Source organism: Microcoleus sp. Z1_A1 (genome assembly GCF_036700305.1).
Classification (GTDB): Bacteria; Cyanobacteriota; Cyanobacteriia; order Cyanobacteriales; family Microcoleaceae; genus Microcoleus.
Map to the genome: position 1 here is coordinate 6,448 of NZ_JAUBOR010000032.1, position 20,355 is coordinate 26,802.

The following is a 20,355-nucleotide window of genomic DNA, read 5'->3' on the forward strand; positions in this document are numbered from 1 at the left end:
TCGGCCTGTTCCACAAAGAGTGAATTTTCTTGTGGGCTTCTGGGAACAGGCTTTTCGGCCTGTTCCACAAAGAGTGAATTTTCTTGTGGGCTTCTGGGAACAGGCTTTTCGGCCTGTTCCACAAAGAGTGAGTTTTTTTGTAGGTGGGTATCACAAGCAGGCTTTTCGGCCTGTTCCACAAAGAGTGAAGTTTCTTGTGGGCTTCTGGGAACAGGCTTTTCGGCCTGTTCCACAAAGAGTGAATTTTCTTGTGGGAAGTTTCTTGTGGGGAGTAGGGGTTGGGCTTCTAGCCCGCCCCTTGCCTTAATTTGGGACTTGGTTTCTTTCGATAATGCCACCGCCCAACAGCACATCGCCGTCATACCAAACAGCCGCTTGTCCGGGGGTAATGCTCAACTGCGGTTCGTCAAAAATCAACTTAACTCTTGTACCGCCGACTTTTTCCTCTGCTTGGGAGGATTCTACAGGAATAATTGTAGCCGGGACGGGTTGCGATCGATATCGAATCTGTACCTGAGCCCGAATCGGAGTCGTCGGTGCAGCTACAGAAACCCAATTCACTTTCTGGACTGTACATTCAGATTCTACTGCCAACTGTCGATCGCCCACAATTACCCGATTGCCAGCAGCATCAAGTTCAATCACATACAGCGGTTCCGGTGCAGCAATCCCAAGTCCTTTCCGCTGGCCGATGGTGTAGTGGTGAACACCGTCATGCTGTCCGAGCACCCGCCCTGACTTGTCCACAATGTCACCCTTTTGTGGCGCAATGTACTTATCCAGAAAAGCCCGCATCGAACCGTTACTTTCCACCAAGCACAAATCCTGACTTTCCGGCTTATCCGCAGTTGTCAAGCCAAATTCTGCCGCGATTCTGCGAGTTTCTGTCTTGGTAATTTCCCCCAAAGGAAACTCCGTACCCGCCAACAAATCCTGTGTTAGATCGTACAGGAAATAAGACTGATCTTTCGCAGGGTCGATCGCCCGCAGCAACTGATAGCGACCAGTAGCAGCATCGTAAGTAATCCTAGCGTAGTGGCCTGTAGCGATTTTTTCAATTCCGAGTTCTTCGCGAGCAAACTTAAGCATCGGCCCGAACTTCACAGTTTTATTGCACTGCGAACAAGGCAGAGGTGTAACTCCTGCACTGTAACCCTCCACCAAATAATCAATAATACTTGCCTGAAAGACCTCGCGGCTGTCAACAATGTGGTGGGGAACGCCCAAATCTTCGCAAATTTTAGCGGCATCGACCATTCCCTCAGAGCAGCACTGGCCTTTGCCCTTCATCAACCACAGCGTTAAACCCACCACTTCATATCCTTGATGGTGTAAAATTGCGGCTGCTGCGGAACTATCGACCCCGCCGGAGAGGCCTACAACAATCTTGTTCATGGTTGGGGAGAAATTGCTATTTTACTGTTACTTTGTTCGATCGAGCTAATTTATTATACCACAAGTATACTACAAATTGCCACTGCTGCTGTTAGCTGAAATTTTAGCATTAATATGACCATTCAAAAATTTGTTGTCACCGCCGACCAAATGCGGCAAATAGAAACGAGAATTTTTGCTGCGGGAATGCCAGTCGCAGCTTTAATGGAAAAAGTCGCGGGACTGATTGCTAGACGCATTCAGCAGCTTTTGAAAGCGGAAGGAAGTTCGGCAACTAGCAGTGTACGGGATTTAACGGATAGAAGGAAAAGGGAAGAAGGGAAAAAGCTTGTTAATTCTCTATTGCCAGTTATCGGCGTATTGGTTGGGCCCGGACACAACGGCGGCGATGCTTTGGTTGTTGCCCGCGAATTGCACTTTCAAGGGTTCCAAGTAGTTATTTACTGCCCGTTTTCTAAACTTAAGGAACTCACGAAAACTCACGCTGATTATGCGCGTTCTTTAAATATTCCATTTATTGATAAAGTTGAAGGGCTGAAAAACTGTGAGTTGCTCGTAGATGGTTTATTTGGATTTGGATTAGAACGAGAAATTACTAACGCTAGCGCAGCAGCTATTGACGAAATAAATAATTTAAATATACCAATTTTAAGTATAGACATTCCTTCGGGAATTCATACAGATACAGGAGAAGTTTTGGGAACGGCAATTAGGGCAAAACATACATTATGTTTGGGATTGTGGAAAATGGCATTTCTGCAAGACAGAGCGTTAGAATATATCGGCATTTCCGAATTAATTGATTTTGATATTCCCACAGCAGATATTGCAGCAATATTGGGCGAAACGCCAGCAATACAACGCATTACAAAAGCCTCGGCAACTCAGCATTTGCCGTTACCCCGATCGCCAATTTCGCACAAATATACCAACGGTAACATACTAATTATTGCAGGTTCCCGCCGCTACAGCGGAGCAGCAATTTTGGCAGCCTTGGGAGCAAGAGCAAGCGGCATCGGAATGCTATCCATTGCTGTTCCTGAGTCGCTTAAACCGATGTTGAGCTGTCAGTTGCCAGAGGCATTAGTTATAGGATGTCCCGAAACCCAAAGCGGTGCAATTAGCGAGTTACCAGTAGCAATTGATTTGAGTTCTTATGATGCGATCGCCGCAGGGCCAGGTCTGACATTGGAAGCGGCAATAGCTGTAGAATCTGTACTGGAGAGCGATCGACCTCTGGTTTTAGATGCTGACGGTTTAAATATCCTCGCTCAACTCGGCACAGTCCCGATTTTGTCCGAACGCTCAGCACTGACAATTATCACGCCTCATCCGGGCGAATTCAAGCGTTTATTTCCCGAATTAGCCGACGAAACCGGCGACGATCGAATTGCCGCCACTCAAGCAGCAGCTCAGCTTTGCGGCGCAACGGTATTGCTCAAAGGAGCCAGAGTTTGCATAAGTTGGAAGGATGAGGACGATTCCCTACAGGGTAGCGACGCTTCACGTACCATCACCTACCTCAATCCCGAAAGCACCCCAGCCCTCGCCAGAGGGGGCAGCGGCGACGTTCTCACAGGCTTGTTAGGGGGACTATTAGCAAGTGCGATCGCCCGCAAATCCCCCCCCAAATCAGTTGCTGTAACAGCAGCTTGGTGGCACGCTCAAGCCGGAATCATGGCTGCTAAAGAACGGACGGAATTAGGAGTAGATGCCTTTACTTTGACACAGTATTTAATTCCAACATTGCGAGAATTTGCTAAGGATCGTGGATTAAATAACTTCCGTAGGTTGGGTTGAGGAACGAAACCCAACAATCAAGCGTGGCGTTGGGTGGAGTGAAACGGAGGGTTCGTTCCACGGGCCCAACCTACAAAAAATGCAAGTTATTTAATTCTCATTCCTAAGTAAACAATCGACATGAGTTGGTAGAGTGCGTACCCCCCATCTTTGTATTGGGTAGGTGTGCACCGCGCACCTTAGCCCTTGGTTTGTATTGACAACGGAAGTCCTCATAAAGATATTACAACTTGCATTCCTTACGACTGACATCTTGCAGCAATATCAATAAGAGGATTTTTCGTGGGGTCGGGCGGGTTTATAGAACCTATTTGCAAGCTTTAAGGCTGTTGGCGAACCCGCCCCTAGGGCTAATTGAGAATGGTGCAATATCTCAGTTACGACAAACCAACGGGTAACTCAAACGAGCGACACTCACATGAGTGACACTCTAAAAAGTGACTGTGCATCCACAAATCCCACCAGTTATACCTGAAATATCAAACACCAAAACTTAAATATTGAGAGGAACCACATTATGTACACCGAAGAAAGAAGCTTGAACAATGAAACTATGGCTCTCGTCGCCGATACTACTGCTCAATCAACTCTTGCATTTGCTGAAACCACTGGAGTAAACAAACCGACTTTGCAAAGGGGTTCAACAGGTCAAGCTGTCAAGGAACTACAACAGCTTCTATTTCATTGGGGTTATTATTTCGGGTCGATTGACGGTATTTTCGGCGTCCAAGTTTACAACGGGGTCATAGGCTATCAACACCGCGTCTTTTTAAAAGAAGATGGGATTGTCGGCCCTCTCACTTGGGAAGCACTATACTCTGGTGCACCTGTGAATATGCCGATCGTCATGAAGGGCAGTTCTGGTAATGCTGTTAAAATTGTTCAGAATGTCTTGAAAATCAATGGATACTATTTCGGATTCATTGACGGATTATTCGGGCCGATGACAAATGTAGCAGTGCGACAATTGCAACTGAGCATGGCTTTACCGCAAGATGGAATTGTCGGCTACAGAACTTGGCACGCCCTCAGCAAGTTACCGCACTAATGACTGGTTGGATTCATATCAATTCCGGTTGTACGAGCGAAATGACTGTTGACTGTTGACTCGATTTTATTATTCTGATGCAACCGGAAACGATATCACTTTCAGTAATCGCAAAAAATCTGTAGATCAATTAGGGATTTAGGCTTTGCCTAAGTCCCTAATTCTCGTTAAGGGTAAGGCAGCGCGCGGGAATGGCGATTGATTCCCTGCGGGATAGCTTCGCTTCACGCAAATTCTGTTACCGTTCCAGGCGATGAAAAATATTCTCGACTTTTCCGTGTTTTTTTGTTAGTATATCTTAGGAAATTGGGAGCCACAATCCGGTTTATTTCCCTTCTGATTTAGTTGTAAATAGTTGCACTCAGAAAAATATTATTTCGATACTTACCTAACAAGACTTACCGATGGCAGGCTTATTCCCGGTTTCTACGAAAAATTCCAGGTTGAGTAACGAGAAATCTAGAAATCAACCGGGTTTTTAAGCCAAGCGCACGCAAGTCCCGAACTAGCCTTTGATGAACTTTTCTAATTTTTGAGCCATCTTCTCGACAATTCCCTCTGAAGTATCTGCAGCCGATGATTCAGCTTCAATACGCTTGACCACATCCTCTGAAAGATTCAGCAACTGCACTAATTTTTGATAAGCTGCGGCTTCTTCAGCGTTAATTTTTGGTTCATCGGGAGTACGAGAACTAGAGGAAATAACTTCATAGCCGAGTTGCAACACTAATTCCTTTTCATCTTGAGTTTCTAGTTGGCAGATCAACTCGTCAAGGGGGATATTTTGCATGATGTAATCCCGCAATTCTTGTTGCATTTGTTGTCCGTCGGTATCTGGGGCAAACAAACGACAAAAGCGATCGAGCATTAAATTAACTTCTTCTGTGGCGAGTTCGCCGTCAGCCCAGGCCATAGAAGCAACAATTCTCAGCAGATTCATTTGGCGGGGCGTAATTGATGGAGGAGGTGGGGTTTGCATAATCAAAATGGGTAATTGGTAATATTAATTCCGGTGCAACCGGAATTATTGTTGACTGTTGACTGTTGACTGTTGACTGTTGACTGTTAACTGTCAGTCGAAAAACTGAATGATAGTTGAGTATTGACGGGTGATTCAATTTTACCAGGAGGATGCTAGCGGAATTGGGAATTGGGAATTGAGCTTGATTTCTTCTGGTCTTTTCTTTCCCGTTCACCTTCTGTTAGGTCACAATTTCGATAAAGGAACTCCCAGCCATCCAGTAAAGTTTTGTTTCTGAATAGCAGTGGGCTGTTCCACCGGCACGATCGAGTAACGCATCGGGCGCGGCGGGGCGAGAGTAACAGGACAAGTCCGCAGTTCGTCTTGGTGAAAAACTGTCACCGAGACGATATCCCCAGGCTTGAAATCTTTTAGTCTCTCGCCCGCTTGTTCAGAATTTACACGAAAACCTTCGATCGCCAGCAACTCGTCCCCAGCATCAATTCCGGCCAATTGTGCCGGAGATCCTACTTCGACAAATTTAACCATTTCCCGCCCGTTTTCCGTTCCCAACGTCCAACCGATGCGAGGTATTTCGCTAGTTTCAGTTGCGGTGAGTTCCAGCCCGAAAGGTTCCAGATATTTGTTGTAAGGCAACTCTTCTGTGCCGTCTATATAGCGCGCGAAAAAGTCGCTCAAATCGATGCCGGCGACGGACTCGATCGCACTTTGCAACTGTTCTGGAGTAAAGCCTATTTCTGCGGGTAGCGAAGGAGAATTTAAGTGTCCGTTTGAGGTTAAATGCGCCGATTTGCCGTCTGTTTCCGACTTCAGGTCAAAATCGCCGTTTTGGGCAGAATTAGCATTGCCAAACTTCTGCCACATCAAACGCATCACGTCGTCGAGCGATCGCTCATTGCCGTGTTTGGCGCGAATCAACAAATCGAGCAAAAACGAAACAACTTCCCCTTTCAAATAATAGGAAATCTGCGAGTTGTCGCTGTTAGAATCCCGGCGATAAAGTTTAATCCAAGCATCCCAGCTCGACTCGCTCACAGGCTGTACACTCCGCCCCGGAGTCGTCTGCAAGCGAGTAATTTCCTTAGCCATACCTTGGAAAAAACCTTTCACGCTGTAGAGACCTGAGCGAAAAGGAATCACCAAATCGTAATAACTTGTAGTGCCTTCAGAGAACCATAAAGAAGGAGTATAATTCTCTTTTTCGTAGTCAAATACTTCGAGAGCTTTCGGTCGAATGCGCTTGACATTCCACAGGTGAAAAAACTCGTGAGCTACCAACTGAATAAAGCGTTCATACTTTTCCTTAGCCCGAAAACCAAAACGCGGATAGTTGAGAGTGCAACTCTCCTTGTGTTCCAAACCGCCAAAACCAGAGCCGGACAAATGTAGGAAAAACACATAGCGTTCGTAAGGCAAACCGCCGAACATTTTTGCCTCAACTTCGATCACTTTTTGGATGTCTCGAATCGTGCGATCGGGTTCTAAATTGCCTTTCCCCCAAACAACTAGCTGGTGGGGTTTTCCCATCACTTCAAACTCGTACACTTCGTGACAGCCAATCTCAAAAGGACTATCGACAAGGGTATCAAAATCCGCAGCAGCGAAAGTAAGATTTTGGCCAGAAACAGGCGGCAAAGTAGTAACGGTGCGCCATTCCGGCTGCGGCGGCACAACGGTTACGGTGTAGCAGTTGCTCTCAAAACCGGGCAAGAAAAAGCACAAAGCCGCCGGATTGAAATAACCGTGAGTCGAGTCTAAATGATTGGTTCGCACTGTCAGTTCGTTGGCAAAAATGCGGTAGCGAACCGTGATATCTGACACCGAATTGGTCTCGATTTGCCAGTGATTTTTGCTGAGCTTGCGCCAAGGTAAAGCTCGATCGCCCGATAGCGAGCTAAAATCTTGCAGGTGGCGGGCGTACTCTCGAACCAAGTAAGAACCGGGAGTCCAGACAGGCATTTTTAAATCCAGAACCGACTCCGACCAACCTTGCACGCGCAAAGTTACTTCAAAGAGATGGGATTCAGGATTGGGCATCGCCACCGAATATTGAATTGTCGGTGCTGTTAGTTGCCCCTCACGGTTGCCGGCAGCGGACGAGGTATCCAAAGAAGTAACATCAGTCATTGACTTGCCAAATTAATCAAGTGCTTGAGGTTGAGCAAATGGATAGTTTGGTGGTCTGGATCGATTTTGATCCAACCTTTACTATCGAGTTTTTCCATAATTTTGCTGGTTTCATCTAGGGTGATATCTGTGACATCAGCTAAGTCTTCATAAGGAATATTGAAGATATCTTTGCCCTCAGCAGTTTTCTGACCGTAGTTTTCTGCCAGCTCGACTAAAGTATTTGCTAGTTTAACCGCAGGCTGGCGGTTTCGGAGTTGATAGCGGAGATTGGTTTGGCGGAGTCGCCGCACCATCAGTTGCAGCATCCGGTGGTGCAATTGCGGGTCTTTAAACAGGGTTTGGATAAATCGCTGAGCTGTGACGCTGAGAAGTCGCACGGGCGATAGAGCAAGTACGTCATTCGATCGGGGAGATTCGTCCAGAATGGCCATTTCGCCGAAGAAGGCACCCCGTCCTAAAATAGCCATTGATACAGCTCGATCGTTTGACAAGCGGCGGACTTTTACCCAGCCAGACACGACAAAGTAAATCGCGTTGCCCCAAGAATCCTCCATCACCACAGCTCGGCCCGGGGGATACTCATGCTTGACGGCATTTGATAGCAGCCCTCCCAAGGTTTCTGGGTTAGCACCCTTAAATAGAGGGAATAGCTCACTGAAAGCTTCTGTCTTCATGCAAACTCGCGGAGGTGGGAAATATGATTAGGCGACACCCAACAGCTAGGGAACGATCGATGTTTGGGAACACAAACAATCCGTTGCTCCTTTAATTGATCATAAGGGTGGACAGGCCCGGTTCACGTAAAATTGGCAGATTCTTTAATCTTAAACGGGTTTACAAGCCTGCCACTGCCTTTTGAACTTTACCCAACAGAGGTTCTATGTATTCCGGCCAGCCGATCGCGATTGACTGCCTGTGGGCCAGAGTTTCCGGCTCGATCGCATCTTTACTCCACCTCAGCGGTTGACCTTGCAAGTCGCAACAAACCAATCCGGCTGCTTTTGCTAAAGCCAAAGGGCCGGCGGTATCCCACACTTTAACTCTGCCGTTGAGATACAGGTACAAACCAGCTCGACCGAAGATAACTTCCATCACTTTTAAGCCAAAGCTGCCCAGCGAGTAAAATTCTGCGCCGGGGATGCTTTGGGCGATCGCCAGGGCGTAGTTTTTCTGGTCTTTGTCTCCGAGAATAATTTTACAATTTTCCGCTGTCGGAGCCGGGGGTTTGCATAGGGCGATCGGCTGTGGCGCTTCGGTTCCGACACTTTGGAACAATCCCCAATCTTTGCCGCCAAAATACATTTGGTCAAAAGCCGGGGCGTAGAGCCAGCCGGCCACCGGGTTCCCTTCCAGCAGCAGCCCCACCATGGAAGCGTAGTGCAGTTTTCCCCGAATAAATTCTTCAGTCCCGTCGAGGGGATCGATGCACCAGAGGCGCTGGTAATTGGCGCAGTAAGCTGTTCTGGAGGCGACGTTTTCCTCGGTGATCCTGCCGTCTTCAGGAAACAAAGCGCTAAATGCTGCCGATAGTTGTCGGTCTAGGTATTGATCGATACTCGTCACGTAGTCGTTGGGCCCTTTCTCGGAAACTTCAAAAGGTTCGGCTGCTAGCTTGTAAGCTTCTTGACCGCACTCGCGCAGGGTGTAGCGAATTTTTTGGTCTTGCTCTGGAGAAATATACATGAGGTTAAACATAAATTTTTTAGCTAACTTCAGCATAAAAGCTTAAGTCCTTGGAATCGATCAGCGCGTGTCATTCGATTTTAGATTTTAGATTTTAGATTTTGGATTGACTTGCGCGAGATCAATTCGGGGGACGCAAGGATTTGAGATTTTAGATTTTGGATTGATTTGCGCGAGATAAATCACGTGGCGGTACCATCTAGAAATTCTTGGTCACTGTTTTTGATTCGTACAGGATTTGGGCGCGGGTGTCGATAAACCCGGTTTCCTAACCGTCAGCGCGGTTGCGATACAAGCCCCAGACAGGATCGATCTGATGTGCTGCACCATTGTCAATAATCCTTTTACAAACAGGCTTTCCGGCCTGTTCCACAAGAAATTTATCTTTTGTAGAACGGGCCCCAGAGCCCGTTCTTGAGAATGGTGCAAGATGTGAGATTGATGGAAATCAAAAAAATTTACACATGAGGGAGAACCCCCCAGATTTTTCTAAAATCTAAAATCTAAAATCTAAAATCTAAAATCGACAGATCGATCGTACCAGCACTTTCAACAGCAGAGGATAGAATCTTCAGAGGTTAGATAATTTGTGCCAGCACCAGAATAAATATAAGGAGAATACTTTGAAATACCATTTGGCATTAGGTCGCAAAATAGACCTAGATGGAATTGACCGCGATGCACAACTAGGCAAATGTCCTCGCCACGTCCTGCGGGCCCTCAGAGAGAGCTTAAATGCCACCGTTCACGCCCCGGATGGCGAAGCGATCTCGTTGAGCGACAAGCTGCGATCGAAAATTTCTTCTAAACCCGAACATTGGGCCGCCGCGCGCAAATTGTCCGAGCAAGTCAGCAGCGACGACGTGATATTTTGTAACGGCGAGGACATTGGCATTCCAGTGGCGGCGGTTTGCGGGGCTAAGCCCGATCGCCCGAAAATTGTTGTACATTTCCACAATATCGATCGGCTGCGCGGCCGCGTCGCCCTGAAACTATTTGGTTTGGCTGACAAAATTGACGTGTTCATGGCTTGCGCCAGCCCTCAAACTGACTTCCTCCGCAGTTATTTAGCTTTACCTGAATCCCAGATTTTAGTGCATCTAGACCAGACAGACACTAAGTTTTTCACACCCGGCCCCGTTTCTGGCGATAAAAAGCGACAAACGATTGTTAGCGTCGGGTTAGAAAAGCGCGACTACCGACTCCTAGCAGCAGCAACTGCTGACTTAGATGTTGACGTAAAAATTAGCGGTTTTTCTAAAGATGCCAAAGCTTTATCGCAAGCTTTCCCCGATACTATGCCAGAAAATATGTCCCGCAAGTTCTACGAATGGCCGGATTTAGTGCAGCTTTATCGCGATGCAGACGTAATTGCAGTTTGTTTGGCGGAAAATAAATATGCTGCTGGAGTGCAGGGTTTGCTAGAAGCAATGGCCTGCAAGCGGCCGGTCGTCATTACTCGGACTCAAGGTATGGTCGATTATTTAGCCACCCCGGATATTGCCAAAGTGGTAGATGTGGGAGATGCAGCAGGTTTGCGCGAGGCGATCGTCCATTTGCTTTCAAATCCTCAAGAAGCTGAATCTCAAGCGCAGCGGGGGTACGAAATGGTTGTGAACCAGCACAGCAGCGAACCTTATGTCGATGTTTTAGCCCAGAAGCTGCGATCGCTTTAAACTCGTAATATCAGCAACGGGATCTCCGGCCCGTTCCACAAAACAGAAACTTGGTTGTGGAACAGACCGGAGAGCCTGTTGATTAAAAACTGGTAAAACAAGCCGGAAAGCCTGTTGATTAAAAATCACGACTCGCGTCCACTCGCCCACTTATCCCGCCATTTCACAGTCCCTTCCGAAACTAAAACCCAGCGGCGACAAACCAGGTTTTCTCGCAGCGGCGACAGTCCTTCCCGTAGCAGCGCATACTTATAAGAAATCAACTTCCCCGCACTTTCATTAAAAGGAATTTCCCCAAACCAAGTATTAGTATTGATATACTCCAAGGGGTAGCCCTTACTAATATCCCAATTCCCCAACTCAGGGCAATCTCCAATCACCACAATTCTTTCCCCAGGCTGAGTTCTAACGCTGTTAAGCTGCGCCCGCACAATAGTTTTCGCCTTAACTCGTTCTCCGACGCGACTAAAAATCATTACTTCCCGCGAACCCAACTCTAAATTATACAGCATCCCGTCTTTAACTTCAAACTTGCGGCGCGATAAAACCTCCGTATGCTCTCCATCAGGCAACTCAGTATCCACCTCTTTAAGTGTCACAGAATTGCCACGATTCATCGCTACAAACACCACAGAATCGCGATAGCGGCGCACGTAACAATAAACATCAGGAGTTAGATACTTTTGCCACTGACTCCCCATCGAAATAGCTGGATTCAGCCGTCGCAATCCCGACAGCAAACGCACATCTCGGTAAATCGGCGCATCATTATCCCACTTTTCCATCATCGGGCGGTTGTAAGGGTCATTCCCCCCATCTGTATCATCGTGCAGATACTGTTCAGTGCCGTAATAAATGCAGGGAATACCGCGAGTCGTCATAATTAAACATATCGCCAAATGCAGCATTTCTGGATCGGGATTCAACGACTGAAACCTCGGCATATCGTGGTTGTCAATAAAAGTAATTAACTCCGTCGCCCCGTAGTAGCGGTGATCCAAATTCAGGACATCTTGGACTAACTTAAATCCCGCGCCCGCACCCTTCCCCAATACTTCTCGAATTGCCACGCACAGACCAAAATCTAAAATAGTCATCCCCGACTCGTTGGCAAATTCCACAGAACGATCGTTTCTAGGGTCGCTGTAAATCCATTCGCCAAAAATGAAAACATCAGGTCTGTGTGTTAAAATGTCAGCATTAAATTCCTGCCAAAACCAAATAGGCATATGCTTGACTGTATCAACCCGCAAAGCATCAACACCTCTGTCCAGCCATTGTTTAATTGCTGACTTAATGTAATTGCGGTAGGCAATATTGTTTTCGTTAAAAGTTGCTAAACCAGAAAGTTCGCAGTTTTGGACTTGCCATTCATCTTCCCAGTTTGTGACTTCGCCGTAGTGGTGATACCAGTCATCTTCATCGTCGTTAAAGTCAGCTATTTTTACGCCATCATCGTAGAGTTCCCCTTTTTTACCGCTAAAATCTGGGTTGCTGTGATTGCAGACAATATCAAGTACGAGTTTCATGTTTCGCTGGTGCAACTCGTGTACTAATTTGTCAAATACGGTATCTTTAGTTTCTTGTGTTTGGTTGATAGAAGGATTGTCGCCTGTGGCAATAAAGCGGGGATTTAATCGCTTAAAATCTTTAGTCCAGTATCCGTGAATTGCAGCTTGTTCGACAAATAATGCTTCCACTTGCTCGAACAGTGGAGTCAGCCAAACTGCAGTAACTCCCATATCTTTTAAGTAATCGAGTTTGTCGATAACTCCCTGCAAGTCGCCGCCCCAATATTTGCCCCAATCTTTCCCTTCTGGATCGTAAAGTTCTGGGTTGGGGCCTTCGTTATTTTCGGGGTCGCCGTCGTAAAAGCGATCGACTACAATGAAATAAATTGTTTCTTGTCGGAATTCAATGTCTCTGGTGTAGAGAAACTCTAAATCGATTTCGCTTTCTGGCTTAACTTCTTCTACCAGAGACTCAATTTTTTCTTCTGGTTCGCTAACTTCGTATTGAGAAGAAGTTTGATTGGGAGTGACTGATGTCATGAGATGTATTTTTTTTTATTGTAAGATTGGTCAGTTATTCGGAGCTAGAGTCGGAGATAGCTTTCCCATCTGACTGACTTTTACAGCATCATACGGAATTTACTGGTTTAATGAAATCTTCCTTTAGAGAGAGGGCAGACTCATCCTTGAGGATTATGTGGATGAGAGTTAATATTTGGTTTCATTCTCAATCAAAGAGGCAGAGACTCAAAAACCAGCGCTACCAGGCCGATCCTAGTAGCGAGAAAAGGTGTACTAATTGTGCGATCGTACTTTTTCCCTTTCTTTCTTTCATTCCTATCGCAAGTTTTGGATATCTTCAACACTCAAACCAGTTGTTTGACTAATTGTTTGATTGTCAAGGACATTGAGAAGTTGCCTAGCAATTTCTAGAGCCTTTTCTCTCATTCCTAGCGCGACTCCTTCTTCTCTGCCTTCTTCTATACCCTTTGCGATTCCTTTTTCAATTCCCTTGAGCAAGACACCCTGCTGATCGAGAATAAACATTTCGCGTTCTTCTAAATCTGCCAACTCCTCTGGATTCAAGTTAGTTTCATTGGCAATCGCAAAGGCTTGCTGTATTTCCGAGACTGTTTCCATTGTTTGCGGTACCACTTCCAAACAGGGAGCATTTTTCATAAAATAAACCCACTTGTCAGTCAAAGTTTCTAATTCATCCAATTGTTTATTGAATTTCGGCAACTCGATAAATATCAGTTCTATCTCTGGATCGACATAATCAAATAAACGCTTTTTCTCCTTGAACACAAAATGAGAAATTATTTCTGGGTCATTGTTAAACATTTCAAAATCAGTAATTGTCAAAGCAATTACAGGTTTTAACTTAAAGTAACCTTGACCGCGAATCAGTTGAGTTGAGTAAGTTTTCGCAGTATTGTAAACCACCCGTTTCGCAAAAGATTCTACATTTAAAACTTGCATCTCGATAATTACAGTTGCGCCGCCTTCAAGCCGGGCTTTGACATCCAGGTAAGAGTCTTTGAGATACTGTACTCTTGATGCTAAATACGGGTCGATAATTTATAAGTCAGCGATGGTGGGATTACCATCATAAATCATGGCATTGAGAAAGCTGATTAAGATTGGTTTGCTTTGATTGGATCCGAATATTTTTTTGAATGCAAACTCGATTTTGGGGTTAATGAATCTCATGGTGATTTTTCGTTTTCTGAGCTTTTTAACGATTCAATCTATCTGGTAATCAGGAGCAAAACATTCTTATTCTGTCAAATCGACTTGTCGAATCTCTTCTAGCGTCATATCCAAGCATTGCGCGATCTGCTCGTCGCTCAAACCGACGGCTTGCAAGCGTTTAATCGCCTCCATTTTCGCCCGCTGCTTTCCCCGCAAAAACTCAGGCTACTCTTCCTGCGATGTGCAGACATTCAGCGCTCCGATTAAATGACCACGAGCAACATGATTGCCACTAATGACGCTTCCAGTAACATTGCTAATCATCGACTTCCGAATCAGTGCCGATCGCAAATTTAACTTATTAACCTCTTCTCCAAAAGCATCAGAGAACAACTCCCATAGCTCGTAGCCCACATCTTTAGCATAACCCTCAGTACAATTCAGCGCTTGGGCAATATCGCCATACTTTTGCCGCTTCAAAACGCCCTCAATCACACCAACTTGCATATCATCTAAATGCTTGCCAGTTTTCGCAAAGACCACTTCATCTGCAAAAGCCAGTGCTTCCTTAACGTTCACCCGCGCCTCCTCACAATATCCGAGCGATCGAACTAAAACCGTCTAGATCCGACTATTTTCGCCTTGAATACAAAAACGATTAAAGCTTTATCAAAACTTTTTATATTATACGACTTTATCCGACCTTTTTCGACTATACAAATTAATTGGCAAGCTGTAGCATTGTGAAAGTAAAACAATCGCTCAAAAAGACTAACTTATGACGACTACCCAACTCGCTCTAGACAAAAAAGCAAATCCTTTGATGATGCACCTGAGCATCTTGCCCAAGTACGGCATCACCGCCGAGGAGACTTTTAGCTACGATCCCACCACGCAGACCTCCAACATCACCTCCATGAGTGGCTCCTGGTGTAATCGCAGTGGCTCCACTGTTAGGCAGTTTGACGAGAATGATGATGACCAGCAAGAGGACGACTAGAATTTGCTCTGGCTAAGGTCGTCTTTTGCTTGCCATCTGATTTCTTGAAAGACCTGCATGAATTTTTGCATGACAGGTCTTTCACTGTCAATTTTATTTCAATTGGTTTGGTTGTGATACCCGTTTCCAAAAATAATGCAATCCCCTATAAGATCCAAACCCATACAGAATCCGTAATTTTTCATCTCAAATCTCAAATCTAAAATATAAAATAGTATGACAGACCTTTTAATCGTGACTTCCGAGACAGACATTCATGCAGATGTCGTTATCAACGAATTGCAAAAATCAAATATTCGAGCAATTCGATTGAATTCAGAAAGTTTTATAAAAAAAAGCAAATATGCTTACTCGTGGCAAGCTTCGGGCAATCCCAGTCAAAGTTTTTTGTCTTTTGAAGACTCTTTGAGAGAAGTTCAAGATGTTGGCGTGATTTGGTGGCGAAAACCAGAAGATTATCAAGTGTTTCCAGAAGTTGATGATGCTTGGGCAATCAAGTATTGTCAAGAAGAAACAGAATCTTTAATGTACTCTCTGTCTGGCTTATATCCCAAAGCGAGGTGGGTCAATAACTACTACAAAATTAGATTGCCTTCCCATCGCATCAATCAGATTCCAATTGCTCAAAAACTGGGAATTACTATCCCTCCAACACTCGTAACCAATTCCTACGATGCTGCTTGCAACTTTGTGACACAACAGGGTAAGTGCATTGTCAAACCGATGCGCTACTCTGGATTCCTACATGATGAAAAGCAGTATGCTTGCTATACTCGCCCCATTGATGTAGAAACACTTGAAGCATTTCGAGAGAGCATTCGATTAGCGCCTGTTTTTATTCAAAAACGCATTCAAAAGAAGGCAGAATATCGCGTTACATTAATCGGCAAGCATGATTTTGTCTGTCGCATTGATGCCAAACATATCAACGATTCAGATGTGACTTTAGATTGGCGCGTCACCGAACCGGATAAACTCGTTCACGTTCCCGACAATTTGCCGATCGACTATCTCAACAAACTTCATCAAATGCTTGACGAATTTGGTTTGAATTTTGGTGCATTCGATATCATTCGCGATGAGGACGACACGCTCTATTTTATCGAACTCAATCCTAACGGACAGTGGTATTGGATCGAAATTCTCACTAAAATGCCTATGGTTCGCGCAATGGTGGAACTCATCGAAGATTTAGCGCTTCAATATCAACAGGATTGCTGAATATCGCCCGACATCCACCCCAACCCTAGCTAACTACAGCCACCGCAGACTCTGGAACCTGAGAATGCTCCACCCGAAAAACATTCGCGCTCAGATTAGCAACAACTTGTTTTCCCTGCTGCGTCAGTTCCAAATAGCCGATCGCATCCTTCACATACCGATAAACCACATTCCAATAAAACTTCGGATAACCATCCCGCAACTCCCCCGGATTCTGATAGCCCAAAACCCGATTTTGCCCAGTCTCCTCAAACTCGTAAAACAGCGCCGCAATCTTTTGCAAATATCGCGGATCGCTCAATTGACCAATTAAATCAGCAGCCCGAACTAAACCCGGATAATTTACAGTATCTTGATAATCTTCATCTGTAGGAACTGGGAAACGAGTCAGCTCAATATTATGCTTAACCAGCTCAGCGTCAATCAGTTTGTGACCGCCAAAACGCTCGTCAATAAACATTTTTCCGCGATCGACATGATAAAGCATCAAACTAGCATCCGTGGCCCCCGGAGGCAGCGTTAATTTCAGGTCGCCTATTCCCGTCGCATACAGTCCCAAATCTGTTCTATCTTGCCTGCAAACACCTTTAACATACCCGATATCGTGACATAGCAAAGCAATGTGGAAGTGCAGCCAATCTTCGCAGGAAACACCCCCTTCGCGGATGTGCTTCCCCCCCAGAATTGCTTGTCCCACCAAGGTCACTAAAATAGTGTGTTCGACATTATGGTAAAGAGCATCGCTATTAGCAATATTTTCTAAAGCCATACTCGCCACCCAAGCAATAATCTCACCATAGTCAGATTTAAACCCGCCATAAGTGTGGCGGTAGCCTTCAATCAGGCGATTGACAAAAGCCTTAATCAGCAGTTCAGTTGCGTTAAACATATTCACTTCCCTGAGCCCACGTAGATTATTAAATTATTTTTATAGTTATTGTTTTTGCTGCTACCGTTTGATGTTATTTTTGGCTTAAGCGCCACGATGGATACCCACTCCTATCGAGAGGCATCCATTGATATTATCAACAATTATGGCTTAAATTATGGCTCTCGCAACTACCAGAGCGACATACCCCATAAATAATTGATATCAAGGGGCGATCGAGGTATGACACCCCTCAATCAGTAGTACAGGGTTACATCTTCGGCGCATACCTCAGTAGATTTTAGATTTTAGATTTACTCCACAGATACATCTGGGGGCGGGAACTAATATCTAAAATTTTGGGTTGCTCACTACTGTTGTCGGAAACTTGTATCTGTTATGGCTGACCCCGCCCAACAACCAGAGCGAGCGAAAGCGTAACCCCATTAATTCCTCATGGACAGGATTAAGCTTGCACATAGGCAGTACGTGGAAAAAATAGTGTCCCAATAACTAGATATATCTCTGACAAGAACACCGTGCGAGTATAAGTTAGCACACCACTGAGTTACTGGTGGCTTTCCCACTGCAATGCTATCGAGCCACTGTCGCATTTGTTGCACGAGGATCTCGCAAAAAGTTAAGTCTTGGCACTGATTTTCCGGGAAAATACTTGTAGTCAACTTCACGATCGATCTCAGTAATCATTACTAACAAAAACTTATGAATCACCCGACTTAATCCTCAACGAAACCCACTGTTGCTCCAGTGACGTGAATAAGTTTTATGGGTGACACTCACAGTCGCAAAATGTGATGCGAAAAGCTAGCATTTGTGATTTAAAAGTCGCTAAAGTGTGAGACAGATCACGCCCTCTGTTCCCTCCAGAATGTATATTTAGATAGATGGCAATAAAATAAGACAGAATAACTAGCCGCCTCCCTCGCATATCCCCTCTCCCATCATCTGCGATCGACGACTCTGTATACTTACTAATATAAGGTTTCAGGCAATGATTAAACAAAAACATAAATATGCCGACCTTGCTCAACTCCCCCACACAGATACCGTGCTCCAAAAACTCCCTGTAGAAGTTAAAGAATGGGCCCAAAGCTTGCCTTGGAACCAACGGCGCTATGTCTTGTCTCTCTGCTACATATTGTGTGCATCTACTCCCGACTTGCAAGCAGAATTTTTAGATAATTATACAGCCGACGGTTTAGTTTCAAAAATGTTTGAAGATGTAGATACTCTACACCGAGTCAAAGAGTATTTAATCAGATTTAGGGTCAAAAAACAATTAAACGAATCAGATTTAAGAAGCTACATCAAACAATTTTATATCCACTCAGCTCAACAATCGCTCCGAGAAACTGACCAATATTTAGAATCTGCACTCCGCTTCGTCTTGAGTACAGAAGAACGCAATAATGTTTTTAACTACATTTTGGGCTTTGAATTTATTAAAATTGTGTTTCAAATGAGCTGGTTGCAACACGAAAGATTAGCGAGACTCCAAAAAAATCAGTCGCAGTTTATTGAGGCCTATATCAAGCCGATTCAACACGCACACAGAATTAATGGCATAATTCTCCCGAAAGATGAGAGAATATTTTTTGCCAGACGCACCTATTACGTTCAACTACCTAACATTTCCTATAGAAGACTTATTGAGTTAGTCATGGCAACTTTTACTACAGAAATGGTGAGTAATTGCGGATTTTCTATCAGTCGCCACTCTCAAGCTCTGCGTTTTGACTGCGATTACATTTATGATCCAGAACCAGAAGAAGAAAGATTTCCTACTGACTTGCAATTTATTCATTAACTGTACGCAGTAAGGTGTATCCTAAGTTGCTGTTTTCTATTTACTTTTATTGGCGCTTTGGGCACAGGAGAGTTTTTGAAGCATGGGACTTCTAGTCGGCCGGTTAAAATCGGATGTTGCAGCCTGATTTTATAAAATAGGATGGCTGTATCCATTAACCTTCCGCTTGCATTTCTTCAATGTCAAACCAGCTAACTATCACTCCCGCTAGCGGAATTGCTAGAAATATGCCTAAAAGTCCTGCTGATCTTGCCCCCACTAACAGTGCAAAAAATACCACTACCGGATTGAGGTTAAGGGAATTTTGCATCAGTCTGGGATGAATAAAGTTGTCTTGAATTTGCTGCAAAACAATGCAAGCTGCCAATACTTTTAAAGCTAGCCACACATTTTGAGACAATACAATAAAACAAACTAAGCTAATCCCCAGCGTGGCTCCAATCCCTGGAACTAAATCAAACAATCCGATAATAAATGCTAAAATTAAAGGAAATCTCACATCTAACAGTAGGAAAATTCCAAAACTAGCTGTTGTCAAAAATAACATTAACAGAATTTGTGCCTGAAAAAATCCTAAAAAGTTTTTCTCTATTGTTATACTTAAACGCCTGTGCAGGTGTCGAGGTATAAACTTGAGAACTAACAGCCACAGCCTCTCTCCATCAAGTAACATGAAAGAAGCTACCACCATAATTAATATTAAATTTAATAAATTGGTTAAAAATACTTGTAAGAAAGCAATACTCCAAACAACTCCAGATAAAGCTTGATTTCGCAGTTGTTCCTCAATAACTCGCAGGTTAACTTGCAGGTTTCTCGCCCGCAGGAATGCTTCGAGGCGCTCGGACAGAGGCGCCAGAGCATTCACAAATTCAGTCAGGCTGTCAATTAATTGCTGTCCTTGAGATAAAAGAGTGACGCCTACAGTGACGGTGAGACCGCCAAAAACTAAAATGGTGAGCAAGACAACGAAGGCGACAGCTAAACTTCGCGGTAAAAATCTCTGGAGAGTTCGCACCGGATAGTTGAGCAAAAAAGCCACGAGTGCAGCAATGGTGAAAACCGCGACTGCTGTTTCAAAGTAAGCTAAAAGTTGCAGTCCAGCCCAACCAGAAGCAAATAAAAGCAAAAACCGGACTAAGGCTAAATTGCTTAGCATATTCCAAAAATTGGGAGGAGTTCTGTCTTGCTCTTTCACAGGGATTTTTAGGGGTTAATATTATAGCTCAAAAATATTGCAGAGCTCTCTTTTAGAATCGCACCCAATATATATCTGCGGCTATCCCCCTCAAGGCAGAAAACAGATGTCGAACTGAGGCAGGAGTGGGTTCTATTCACCATAAGTTCGATCGCCCCCAATACCGAATCAAACACAAGCGCGATCGAACAAACAGCCTTTCTGAGTCTAAAACCGCCTCGGAAACTCTTTGTCATGGCAGTATTTGTCGTGGCAGGCCCCCAACTAGGAAACAAATGCTCAAACAAGCTGGCGCAGAAAAACCCCGTTTCAGTGCCAGT

At 44.8% G+C, this 20,355-nt stretch carries 17 protein-coding genes and 1 pseudogene; 6 read left to right on the forward strand and 12 right to left on the reverse strand.

What is annotated here, in order from left to right; translation table 11 throughout:
• The coding region (locus QT973_RS19760; protein WP_333392024.1) for a hypothetical protein at positions 1-233 on the reverse strand (233 nt) is incomplete at its 3' end.
• Between the two features lie 70 nt (positions 234-303).
• On the reverse strand, positions 304-1,395 hold the full coding sequence (gene mnmA, locus QT973_RS19765; RefSeq protein ID WP_333231961.1) for a tRNA 2-thiouridine(34) synthase MnmA: 1,092 nt from the start codon (positions 1,393-1,395) through the stop codon (positions 304-306).
• A 114-nt stretch (positions 1,396-1,509) separates the two neighbouring features.
• Between mnmA and QT973_RS19770 the strand changes: the two genes are divergently transcribed.
• Positions 1,510-3,195: an NAD(P)H-hydrate dehydratase gene (locus tag QT973_RS19770; protein ID WP_333054015.1), complete on the forward strand. Its 1,686-nt coding sequence runs from the start codon at positions 1,510-1,512 to the stop codon at positions 3,193-3,195.
• A gap of 517 nt (positions 3,196-3,712) precedes the next feature.
• Positions 3,713-4,243 carry a peptidoglycan-binding protein gene (locus QT973_RS19775; RefSeq protein WP_333209438.1) on the forward strand — a complete coding sequence of 177 codons (531 nt, stop codon included), beginning with the start codon at positions 3,713-3,715 and terminating at the stop codon, positions 4,241-4,243.
• Positions 4,244-4,748: 505 nt separating this feature from the next.
• On the opposite strand, the gene QT973_RS19780 is transcribed toward QT973_RS19775, so the two are convergent.
• From QT973_RS19780 to QT973_RS19795, 4 genes are all read right to left on the reverse strand, one after another.
• Positions 4,749-5,222 carry a TerB family tellurite resistance protein gene (locus tag QT973_RS19780; RefSeq protein WP_333392026.1) on the reverse strand — a complete coding sequence of 158 codons (474 nt, stop codon included), beginning with the start codon at positions 5,220-5,222 and terminating at the stop codon, positions 4,749-4,751.
• A gap of 228 nt (positions 5,223-5,450) precedes the next feature.
• The gene (locus QT973_RS19785; protein ID WP_333392028.1) at positions 5,451-7,352 is read right to left on the reverse strand and encodes a M61 family metallopeptidase; all 1,902 of its coding nucleotides are present in this window, start codon (positions 7,350-7,352) and stop codon (positions 5,451-5,453) included.
• Complete coding sequence (locus QT973_RS19790) at positions 7,349-8,029, reverse strand: Crp/Fnr family transcriptional regulator (RefSeq protein WP_333054019.1); 681 nt, start codon at positions 8,027-8,029, stop codon at positions 7,349-7,351. Before QT973_RS19790 ends, QT973_RS19785 begins: the two co-directional genes overlap by 4 nt.
• Before the next feature lie 160 nt (positions 8,030-8,189).
• A complete protein-coding gene (locus tag QT973_RS19795) occupies positions 8,190-9,050 on the reverse strand; it encodes an inositol monophosphatase family protein (protein WP_333054020.1) in 861 nt (286 codons plus the stop codon).
• Between the two features lie 611 nt (positions 9,051-9,661).
• Here QT973_RS19795 and QT973_RS19800 point away from each other — a divergent pair.
• Positions 9,662-10,714, forward strand: a complete 1,053-nt coding sequence (locus QT973_RS19800; protein ID WP_333054021.1) for a glycosyltransferase family 4 protein — start codon at positions 9,662-9,664, stop codon at positions 10,712-10,714.
• 125 nt (positions 10,715-10,839) lie between these two features.
• Here the strand turns inward: QT973_RS19800 and QT973_RS19805 are convergent, their stop codons facing one another.
• From QT973_RS19805 to QT973_RS19815, 3 genes and pseudogenes are all read right to left on the reverse strand, one after another.
• Entirely contained in the window at positions 10,840-12,765 is a 1,926-nt protein-coding gene (locus tag QT973_RS19805) for an alpha-amylase family glycosyl hydrolase (RefSeq protein WP_333054022.1), read from the reverse strand.
• Between the two features lie 297 nt (positions 12,766-13,062).
• Positions 13,063-13,938: pseudogene (locus tag QT973_RS19810) on the reverse strand (Rpn family recombination-promoting nuclease/putative transposase).
• Positions 13,939-14,145: 207 nt separating this feature from the next.
• A complete protein-coding gene (locus QT973_RS19815) occupies positions 14,146-14,499 on the reverse strand; it encodes a hypothetical protein (protein ID WP_333271128.1) in 354 nt (117 codons plus the stop codon).
• Positions 14,500-14,698: 199 nt separating this feature from the next.
• Here QT973_RS19815 and QT973_RS19820 point away from each other — a divergent pair, with 199 nt between their 5' ends.
• Positions 14,699-14,920 (forward strand): hypothetical protein, encoded by a 222-nt coding sequence (locus QT973_RS19820; protein ID WP_333054024.1) that lies wholly within the window; start codon positions 14,699-14,701, stop codon positions 14,918-14,920.
• Between the two features lie 216 nt (positions 14,921-15,136).
• Entirely contained in the window at positions 15,137-16,141 is a 1,005-nt protein-coding gene (locus QT973_RS19825; protein WP_333054025.1) for an MvdC/MvdD family ATP grasp protein, read from the forward strand.
• 25 nt (positions 16,142-16,166) lie between these two features.
• Here QT973_RS19825 and QT973_RS19830 read toward each other — a convergent pair whose 3' ends face one another.
• Together QT973_RS19830 and QT973_RS27095 are read right to left on the reverse strand one after the other, a co-directional pair.
• Positions 16,167-17,030 carry an Npun_R2479 family HD domain-containing metalloprotein gene (locus QT973_RS19830; RefSeq protein WP_333392029.1) on the reverse strand — a complete coding sequence of 288 codons (864 nt, stop codon included), beginning with the start codon at positions 17,028-17,030 and terminating at the stop codon, positions 16,167-16,169.
• A gap of 330 nt (positions 17,031-17,360) precedes the next feature.
• Complete coding sequence (locus tag QT973_RS27095) at positions 17,361-17,519, reverse strand: Mo-dependent nitrogenase C-terminal domain-containing protein (protein WP_445243025.1); 159 nt, start codon at positions 17,517-17,519, stop codon at positions 17,361-17,363.
• Positions 17,520-18,021: 502 nt separating this feature from the next.
• Here QT973_RS27095 and QT973_RS19835 point away from each other — a divergent pair.
• Complete coding sequence (locus QT973_RS19835) at positions 18,022-18,837, forward strand: cobyrinic acid a,c-diamide synthase (RefSeq protein ID WP_333054027.1); 816 nt, start codon at positions 18,022-18,024, stop codon at positions 18,835-18,837.
• Positions 18,838-18,991: 154 nt separating this feature from the next.
• Here QT973_RS19835 and QT973_RS19840 read toward each other — a convergent pair whose 3' ends face one another.
• A complete protein-coding gene (locus QT973_RS19840; protein WP_333054028.1) occupies positions 18,992-20,035 on the reverse strand; it encodes an AI-2E family transporter in 1,044 nt (347 codons plus the stop codon).
• Positions 20,036-20,355: the final 320 nt, after the last annotated feature.

Excerpts from the sequence above, each read along its gene's own strand:
- mnmA (WP_333231961.1), bottom strand. The coding sequence starts at position 1,395 with ATGAACAAGATTGTTGTAGGCCTCTCCGGCGGGGTCGATAGTTCCGCA.
- QT973_RS19770 (WP_333054015.1), top strand. The coding sequence starts at position 1,510 with ATGACCATTCAAAAATTTGTTGTCACCGCCGACCAAATGCGGCAAATA.
- QT973_RS19775 (WP_333209438.1), top strand. The coding sequence starts at position 3,713 with ATGTACACCGAAGAAAGAAGCTTGAACAATGAAACTATGGCTCTCGTC.
- QT973_RS19780 (WP_333392026.1), bottom strand. The coding sequence starts at position 5,222 with ATGCAAACCCCACCTCCTCCATCAATTACGCCCCGCCAAATGAATCTG.
- QT973_RS19785 (WP_333392028.1), bottom strand. The coding sequence starts at position 7,352 with ATGACTGATGTTACTTCTTTGGATACCTCGTCCGCTGCCGGCAACCGT.
- QT973_RS19790 (WP_333054019.1), bottom strand. The coding sequence starts at position 8,029 with ATGAAGACAGAAGCTTTCAGTGAGCTATTCCCTCTATTTAAGGGTGCT.
- QT973_RS19795 (WP_333054020.1), bottom strand. The coding sequence starts at position 9,050 with ATGTTTAACCTCATGTATATTTCTCCAGAGCAAGACCAAAAAATTCGC.
- QT973_RS19805 (WP_333054022.1), bottom strand. The coding sequence starts at position 12,765 with ATGACATCAGTCACTCCCAATCAAACTTCTTCTCAATACGAAGTTAGC.
- QT973_RS19820 (WP_333054024.1), top strand. The coding sequence starts at position 14,699 with ATGACGACTACCCAACTCGCTCTAGACAAAAAAGCAAATCCTTTGATG.
- QT973_RS19825 (WP_333054025.1), top strand. The coding sequence starts at position 15,137 with ATGACAGACCTTTTAATCGTGACTTCCGAGACAGACATTCATGCAGAT.
- QT973_RS19830 (WP_333392029.1), bottom strand. The coding sequence starts at position 17,030 with ATGTTTAACGCAACTGAACTGCTGATTAAGGCTTTTGTCAATCGCCTG.
- QT973_RS19835 (WP_333054027.1), top strand. The coding sequence starts at position 18,022 with ATGATTAAACAAAAACATAAATATGCCGACCTTGCTCAACTCCCCCAC.